Below are 7783 nucleotides of genomic sequence, written 5' to 3'. Positions count from 1 at the left end.
GAGGGGGACGGCGGCCGCCCGGCCGTGTGGTGGCGGCTCAGAAGAAGCCGCAGGTGGGGGCGGAGGCGACGGGGGCCGCGGCGGAGTCGGCGCCGGTCGGGGCGTAGATCTCCAGCCGGATGCCGTCGGGGTCGGTGAAGAAGATCCCGCCGGAGGCGGCGCCCTCGCCGTGGGGGACGACGCCGTCGTACTTGAACTCGGCGCCCAGGCTGCGCAGGACCTCCTCGGCCGAGCGAACCTCCTCGACCGTCTCCACCTGGAAGGACAGGTGGTGCAGGCCGGGCACGCCGGGAGCGAACGCGCCCTCGCTCTGCTGCCACAGGGTCACCATGAGGCGGCCCTCGCGGCCGAGGAAGGCGAAGGCGCGGCCGGACTCGCGGCCCTCTCCCTGGACCTCGAAGCCGAAGACCTTGCGGTAGAAGTCCAGCGAACGGTCCAGGTCGGTGACGTTCAGACCGATGTGCCCGGTCTGCAGGGCGGCGGGAGCGGCGGTTGCGGACATGACGGAATACCTCCAACGCGGCGCCCGGGGCCATCCCGGACTAACCGTTGATCTGGACTTTAGTGGTTAGGTTTGGAGGGTGCAACTCCCTATCGGGCGATAGCCGGTTAGGCTGGGTGGCGAACAGCCGACGGAAGGAGCTCGTATGGGTGTCGACGCGGGAGACACGGGTCCTCCGTCCGGGGCGTCCGGCCCCGACCCCAGACCCCTCCTGGGCGAACCGCTCAGCCTGGACCTGCTCAACACCCGGTGGGTCGACGGCGGGATCCGGCACGATCTGCTGGAGGACCTCGACGGGTTCGGCGTGTGGCTGGCCGGCCACGGCCTGCTGGAGAGGGCCGGCGCCACACCGGCCGCCCTGACGGCCGCCCTCAGCGCCCGCGAGGCGCTTCAGGCCGTCGTCACCGACCCCGGCGACGGACGCGCCAGGGAAGGGCTCAACGCCGTCCTGGCGCGGGGGCGCGTCCTGCGCAGCCTGGGCCCCGAGGGCCCGGTCGAACGGGCCGAGACCGACGATCCGGCCTGGCTGGCCGCCTGGCTGGCCGCCGACGACTACCTGCGCCTGGTGGGCACCGCCCCCGACCGCATCCGGGCGTGCGCCAACGACGAGTGCGTCCTGCACTTCTACGACGTCTCCAGGAACGGCACCCGCCGCTGGTGCTCCATGTCCGGCTGCGGCAACCGCGCCAAGGCCTCACGGCACTACGCGCGCACCCACCGCCGCGAGGGCCGGTAGCGGGAACTCCGGGCGCGAGGACGGCGGCCCGCACCGGGACGCCCGGTGCGGGCCGCCGTGGACCGCCGCGGCCTTCCCGGCCGGTCACATCCAGGCGGGCAGCGCGGGGACCTCGCCGCGGGAGCACCGCAGTCCGCCGCCCCGGCCGCGGCCCGCCAGCCAGGCCGCGAGCGCGTGGGCGGGACCGTCCACCCGCACCGGGGAGCCGGGGCCGGCCCCCGTGGCGAGCCGCTGCCCGGTGTCCGAGGCGCGCAGTTCCAGAGGTGGGCAGTCACCGCGGCCGGACCAGGCCGAGGCCAGGGAGTCCAGCAGGAACCGCGCCTCCTCCTCGGGCCAGTCGGCCGGTGAGTACCCGGCCGCCAGGTCCACGTGGTGGATCAGCACCTCGCGCAGCCGGTGCCCTGGCAGCATGCGGGCCGGCATCCGGTCGCCGTTGCGCAGGACGACCTCGGCCGCCCACGCCTCGCCGTCCAGCCGCCGGGCGTGTTCGACGAACCCGTCCCCGGAGCGGGCCAGGTCCGCCAGGTGCGCGGCGGCCGGGCGGTGCGCGTCCCGTTCGATGTCGGCCTCGCGGGCTCCGCCGTCGGCGTACATCGGGCGGGGGACGCCGGTCTGCGCCCAGGTCAGGAGGTTGCGCATCCCGTCGGCGTTGCGCGCCACATGGGCGCAGACGTGGCCCCGGGTCCAGCCGGGCAGCGCCGAGGCCGCGGCCAGGCCCGCGTCGCCGAGCGAGGCCACCGTGGCCCGCAGCCCCTCCTGAGCGGCGGCGACGCGTGCGATGAGGGCGGCGGTGCCGGCCGGCGCGGAAGTGTCCATGCTCTCTCCGTCGTATGGGCTCGTGCTGAGGTGTCGTACCGGGACGCCGCGCCGGGAGCCGCCCGGCCCGCGCCGGACGGCCCCGGCCCGCTCCCGGCTCATCCCGCCGCGGTCACCGCGCCGGGACGCTCCCGCCGGAAGTCGGCGGTCCCGGTGCGCTCGCGCAGTTCGGCCCGGCGGACCTTCCCCGAGGCGGTGCGCGGCAGCCGGTCGGCGAAGGCGATCAGGTGCACCTGCTTCTGCGGGGGCAGCTCCCTGTCGAGGTGCTCGAAGAGGGCCTGCGCCATGGACCGGTCGCCGCAGTGGAGGGTCGCGGGGACCACGAACGCCTTGGCCACCCACTGCCCGATCGGGTGGGGGTGGGGCACGACGGCCGCGTCGGCGACCGCGGGGTGGTGCAGCAGCACGCGCTCCAGCTCCAGCGGGGAGATGCGGTGGTCGAAGGACTTGAACATGTCGTCGGCCCGGCTGACGTAGCCGAAGCTCCCGTCCTCCGCCTCCACCACCAGGTCGCCGGTGTGGTACAGGCCGCCGGCGAAGGCGGCCGCCGTACGCCGCTCGTCGCCCGCGTACCCGGCCATCACGCCGACGGGCCGGTCCGCCAGGTCCACGCAGAGCTCGCCGGTCTCCCCCGGGGGCAGCCGGTCGCCCGTCTCGGGGTGGACGACGACGGCCCGGTAGCCGGGCATCGGCCAGCCCATGCGGCCCGGCACCGGGGCGCGCCCGGGCGGGGTGCCCAGCTGCCCGGTGGTCTCGGTCTGGCCGTAGCCGTCGCGGACGCCGACGCCCCAGGCCTCCCGCACCGTGCGGAAGACCTCCGGGTCCAGCGGCTCCCCGGCGCTGGTGGCCTCGCGCAGCGCGGGCGGGCGCGGCCCGACGCCGTGCCGCACGAGCGCCCGCCACACGCTGGGCGGCGCGCAGAACGAGGTCACCCCCCGGCCGCGCAGTACCTCCAGCACGCGCTCGGGACCGCTGTGCCCGGCCGCCAGGGCGACGACCTGGGCCTCGGCGTTCCAGGGGACGAAGAAGGAGCTCCAGGCATGCTTGGCCCAGCCCGGCGCCGAGATGTTGAGGTGGACGTCGCCGGGCCGCAGGCCGTTCCAGTACATGCCCGAGAGGTGGCCCACGGGATAGCTCAGGTGGGTGTGGAGGACCATCTTCGGCAGCGAGGTCGTGCCCGAGGTGAAGTAGCAGAACAGCGGGTCGCCGGCGGGGGTAGCGGCATCCGGCCGGAAGTCCTCCGGCGCGGAGCGGGAGTGCCGGTAGCCGGTCCAGCCCGCGGGCTCGCCGCCCACCGCGATCCTGCTCCACCGCCCGGGCAGGCCCTCGAACCGGGAGGCCAGGGCGGCCTCCGCCACCACGTGCCGGATCCCGGCGCGGTCGAGGCGGTCGGCGAGTTCGGCCGGCGAGGCCGTGACGTAGGTGGGCACCACCACCGCGCCGAGCTTGATCGAGGCCAGCACCGTCTCCCACAGGGCGGGCCGGTTGTCCAGCACCACCAGCACCGGATCGCCGCGGCGCACGCCCTGCTCGCGCAGCCAGTTGGCCACCTGGTCCGAGCGCCGGGAGAGCTGCGCGAAGGACAGCTCGGCGTCCTCCCCCTCGCCGACCACCCGCAGGGCGGGGCGGTGGTTGTCCCGCGCCATCGGGTCGAACCAGTCCAGTGCCCAGTTGAAGGTCTCCGGCCGGGGCCAGGCGAACTCCCGGCGGGCGGCCTCCAGGTCCTCCCGGTGCCGCAGGAGGGTGTCGCGGGCCTGCTTGAACAGCAGCCCCGGCGCGCTGAACGTCACGCCCGCCCCCCTTCGGCCGGTGCGCCCGAGGCGGCGCCGACCAGCGCCCGTCCGGCGGGGCGGTCCTGCGGCGGGCCGCCGGCGAGCAGGTCCGCGGCGATGGCGTCGGCGTCCCGGTAGAACAGGGTGCGCATCCCCGGGCGGCTGCTGCCGACCTGGGTGAACCAGCGGGTGTGCTCGGTGGGGATGCCCAGCGCGTACAGGTCGGTGCGGACCCGTCCGCCGGCGTCCACGACATGGAACGGGGCGCGGGTGACGGCCAGCCCGCCGGACTCGAACCGCTCCCCGTGGACGGAGTCCTCGACCACGTACTCCGAGACCAGCCCGTCGGCCAGCAGCCCCCGGACCAGGGGGGAGGTGTCGCGGCGCAGGTGGGGGACGGGGATGCGGGCGTCGATCAGCACCTGCGCGATCCGGGCGGAACCGGGCACCCGCGGGGAGGCGACGCGGAAGCCGCCGGCCTCCTCGTCGGCGGTGTAGGTGGTGGCCGGGCCTGCGACCTCGACGACGCCGGCCTCGATGAGCGCCACCAGCTGCCGGACCCGGTACCGGGGAGGCCCGGCCGACAGCAGGGCGTTGACCGGCAGGAAGCGGCGCAGGAACGCCTCCTGGTGGGAGGAGGGGCGCAGCCCGCCGTAGTCGACCGCCTCCCGGACCACGTTGCGGATGTCGCGCAGGACGTCCAGGGCGGCCTTGAGCGGGCCCTCGCCGTTGCCCAGGTCGGCCTCGGACAGGTCCCACCGCATGACGTCCAGGAGTTCGGCGCGGAAGGCCCGCGGGTCGCGGAAGTGCCGGTCGCCGAAGGGGCGGGCCAGTTTCCGCAGGTCCAGGGCGGGGGTCTCGCCGAGCCCCGCCTCGCGCAGCAACTCGGCCGGGTCGCCGCCGGTCAGCAGCACGGAGGCGTGGCGCTCGGCGAACCTCTCGCCCGCCTCCTTCCCCTCGCGGGCGGTGACGTGGGCCGTCCAGTAGACGTGGTCGAGTTCCCGCAGGAGCAGGGGCAGCACGTCCTCGTCGAAGTCCAGGCGGGGGCTGCCGGTCTCCGCCAGGCGCCGCTTGCGCGCCTGCTCGACGGCGTGCGGGGTGAGGAAGAGCGCGCGGTGGCTGTGGTGGGGCTCCTTCTGGTTCCTTCCGCGCGCCGGGATCGGCAGTCCGCTGCGGGAGCCGGCGACGATGTGCGGCTCGCGTCCGCTGGGCCGGTAGCGCATGGAGCCGTCGGGCAGGGTGGTGAAGGCGCCGCCGCGGCCGAGGGTGAGGGCGACCATCACGTCGTAGAAGGACAGCCCCATGCCCAGGACGCCCACGGTCGTGCCCGGCGGGATGGTGGCCGGGTCCAGGTCGAGGTCGGCGGCGGAGTCGCCGCACAGGTAGTGGACGCCGGGGCGGCCGGCGGCGAAGCCGAGCATCTCCCGCTCGAAGTCGTCGGGCTCGTTGCGGGGGTGCCCGGTGGCCAGGACGAGCCGGTCGACCCCGAGCGGCGCGGGGTCGCCCTCGCGCTCCAGGTGGTATCCCCCCTCGGGGCGCGGGCGCACCCTCACGATCCGGTCGTGCACCGGGACCAGCTCGGCCTCCCCGGGCAGGTGCTCGGCGATCGTGTCGTAGACCGAGCGCAGGTACTGCCCGTAGCGCAGCCGGGAGGCGTAGTCGTTGGGCCCGAGGGGCTCCTCGCCGTGGGTGCGGGCGCGCTCGGCTATCCACTGGCCCAGGCTGGGGCCCGCGCCGGGCCGGGCGGGGCCGCCGTCGGGCTCCCCGGAGTACATGGTCACCTGGCCGACGACGGTGTTCATGGTGAACCAGTCCTGCTGGTCGGTGCGCCACACCCGGCCGGCCCCGACCTCCACCGCGTCGACGGCGTAGACGCGCAGCCTGCGGCGCGGTGCGGGCTCCTCCCGCAGCCGGACGGCGAGCCGCTCCAGCACGGACAGTCCGCGCGGGCCGGTGCCGATCACCGCGACGGTGAGCGGTCGCGGATCGTCGTTGGAGAGTCTGGTCACTGTCCTCACTTCGCTTCCTGTCGGGTCCGGCCCGCGGCCGGCAGGGGATCGCGCGACGCCGCGGGGTCCAGCGCCGCGCGGTCGAAGGTGTTCTGCACGTGCGAGAGCATTCCGAGCAGTTCCTCGGCGCCGACCGAGGCCGCCGTGCCGCCGGGCACGTCCCGGACGGGCATGCGGCCGGCCGACGACCACCGCAGCCGGCCGCGCCGGTCGATGTGGCTGCGGGCGAGCTGGGCGTTGTCGGCGTGCAGGCAGTAGGGGACGTCGAGGTAACCGCGGGCGAACGCGGCCGGGAGCGCGCGGTCGATGTCGGAGTGGAGCTCCAGGACGGCCTCCACCATGTCCCGTGCCTCGCCCAGGAGTTGCTCCGCCTCGCCCTCCTCGGGCCGGTCGGCCGGGGAGGCGGTCGCGGTGCGGGCCGCCTCCCCGGCCGTCTCCAGGGCGTGGACGTTGTCCTCGACGGTGGGGATGCGGTGCGCCTCGGCCGACGTCTTGACGATGAGCCGCTCGGTGCCGGTGAGCGCGGCCAGGCGCGCGCTCTCGCGCAGCAGGGCCAGGGCGCCGGGGACGGTGCGGGGGAAGACGCCCATGTAGGTGTAGAGCACCACGTGCCAGTCGGTGTCCCCCAGGTACTCCCCGGCCAGCCGGCGCAGCGCGGCCAGCGCCGCCACGTCCTGGGGGAAGCTGGTCTGCTGGGCGTAGCTGAGCGAGACGCTGCGCAGGCCGTGCCGGCGGAAGAAGATCCCCTCCAGCACGGACAGGGCCACCAGCAGGCTCGGCGGGCACAACTGCCCGAGCATGCAGCCGCCGAAGCTCTCCAGGTGCGCGCCGGGCACCCGCTCGGCCAGGATCTCGCAGCTGCGGGCCCAGGCTTCGACGGCCTCGGCCAGCGGGGTGCGGCTGTAGGGCAGGCAGTAGGAGACCGGCCCGCCCTCGGTGGCGTCGAGGCCGGCGTCGATCAGGGCGCGGACGATGCCCAGGGGCAGCGGGGAGCCGTGGCGCACCTGGATCGCGAAGTCCCCGGCGCCGGCCGCCGCGATCATCTCGCGGGTCGTTCGGCCCCCGTGGGCGACGATGGGGAAGCCGTTGAGGTCCTCGCCCCTCTCCAGGGCCCGCGCGGCGGAGGCGTGGTCGCCGACCCGGGTGTAGCTGTCCAGGGTGATGGTGCCCACCGTGCGGGCGCGGGCGCCGCGGACGGCGCCGAGGCCGAAGCCCATCTGCTCCACGGTCGGGAACCCCATGCGCGGCTGGACCACCAGCTCACCGGCCGAGTGCGCCGCGGCCACCGCGGCGGCGAACGAGCCGGTGGGGCCGGTGCGCCCGACGGCTGCGCTCACAGGGCCAGGGCCGCGGGGGCCGGTCCGCGCAGGGTGCGGGCGTCGGGCGCGGCGAGGTAGCGGCGGAACTCGCCGATGCTCACGGAGTCCTCGAAGACCGCGTCGAACCCCGCCTCGACCAGCGCCCGGACGTGGCTGCCGCCCTCGGCCCCGCGCGTGCCGAGCTTGCCCCCGATGACCACGGGCAGGTCGGCCAGGTCGGGCTCGGCGCGCAGCCGGGCGATGAGGCGGCGGCCGTCGAGGTGCCCGTGCCCGTTGACGCTGCTGATGACCACCATGTCGGGGCGGTGGCGCCGGCACTCGGCGATCAGGAGGTCTTCCGGGACGCAGGCGCCGATGTTGGTGACGCGGTGGCCGTACTCCTCGATCAGGAGCTGGAGGAAGACCAGGTTCCAGGTGTGGGAGTCGGAGGAGACGCTGGATACCAGCACCCGGAGGGGGCCGGTGGTGCCCGGAAGCGGCTCCGGGGTGATCACCGTAGGGGCGGCAGCGGACATGATGTGCGTATCTCCCGTGGTGAGACGTGTCGTGACGTGGCGTGATGGACGTGCGGTGTGCTGGGCGGGGTGTGCTGGGCGGGGTGCGCCGGGCGCGGCGGCCGGACCGGGGCC

General features: G+C 75.5%; 7 protein-coding genes. 1 reads left to right on the top strand and 6 read right to left on the bottom strand.

Features of this window, described 5'->3' with window-relative positions; translation table 11 throughout:
* Positions 1–37 precede the first annotated feature (37 nt).
* Positions 38–502, bottom strand: a complete 465-nt coding sequence (locus tag L7D48_RS22810) for a VOC family protein (RefSeq protein ID WP_237881962.1) — start codon at positions 500–502, stop codon at positions 38–40.
* 145 nt (positions 503–647) lie between these two features.
* Here L7D48_RS22810 and L7D48_RS22805 point away from each other — a divergent pair, with 145 nt between their 5' ends.
* Complete coding sequence (locus tag L7D48_RS22805) at positions 648–1238, top strand: CGNR zinc finger domain-containing protein (RefSeq protein WP_237881960.1); 591 nt, start codon at positions 648–650, stop codon at positions 1236–1238.
* Between the two features lie 84 nt (positions 1239–1322).
* Here the strand turns inward: L7D48_RS22805 and L7D48_RS22800 are convergent, their stop codons facing one another.
* The 5 genes from L7D48_RS22800 to L7D48_RS22780 form a co-directional block, all read right to left on the bottom strand.
* A complete protein-coding gene (locus L7D48_RS22800; RefSeq protein ID WP_237881958.1) occupies positions 1323–2054 on the bottom strand; it encodes a maleylpyruvate isomerase family mycothiol-dependent enzyme in 732 nt (243 codons plus the stop codon).
* Between the two features lie 98 nt (positions 2055–2152).
* A complete protein-coding gene (locus L7D48_RS22795; protein ID WP_237881956.1) occupies positions 2153–3844 on the bottom strand; it encodes an AMP-binding protein in 1692 nt (563 codons plus the stop codon).
* Positions 3841–5844, bottom strand: coding sequence for an FAD/NAD(P)-binding protein (locus tag L7D48_RS22790; RefSeq protein ID WP_237881954.1), 2004 nt, complete (start codon positions 5842–5844; stop codon positions 3841–3843). Before L7D48_RS22790 ends, L7D48_RS22795 begins: the two co-directional genes overlap by 4 nt.
* Entirely contained in the window at positions 5841–7172 is a 1332-nt protein-coding gene (locus tag L7D48_RS22785; protein WP_237881952.1) for a methylaspartate mutase, read from the bottom strand. The genes L7D48_RS22790 and L7D48_RS22785 overlap by 4 nt, the downstream gene beginning before the upstream one ends.
* A complete protein-coding gene (locus L7D48_RS22780) occupies positions 7169–7669 on the bottom strand; it encodes a cobalamin B12-binding domain-containing protein (RefSeq protein WP_237881950.1) in 501 nt (166 codons plus the stop codon). Before L7D48_RS22780 ends, L7D48_RS22785 begins: the two co-directional genes overlap by 4 nt.
* Between the last annotated feature and the right edge of the window lie 114 nt (positions 7670–7783).

It is taken from the genome of Streptomyces sp. ICN903 (genome assembly GCF_022015835.1).
Taxonomy (GTDB): domain Bacteria; phylum Actinomycetota; class Actinomycetes; order Streptomycetales; family Streptomycetaceae; genus Streptomyces; species Streptomyces fenghuangensis.
This window is presented reverse-complemented; position numbering and strand designations above follow the sequence as displayed.

Bases quoted from the DNA above. Each gene is read 5' to 3' on its own strand.
- L7D48_RS22805 (WP_237881960.1), top strand. From the start codon at position 648: ATGGGTGTCGACGCGGGAGACACGGGTCCTCCGTCCGGGGCGTCCGGC.
- L7D48_RS22780 (WP_237881950.1), bottom strand. From the start codon at position 7,669: ATGTCCGCTGCCGCCCCTACGGTGATCACCCCGGAGCCGCTTCCGGGC.
- L7D48_RS22810 (WP_237881962.1), bottom strand. From the start codon at position 502: ATGTCCGCAACCGCCGCTCCCGCCGCCCTGCAGACCGGGCACATCGGT.
- L7D48_RS22800 (WP_237881958.1), bottom strand. From the start codon at position 2,054: ATGGACACTTCCGCGCCGGCCGGCACCGCCGCCCTCATCGCACGCGTC.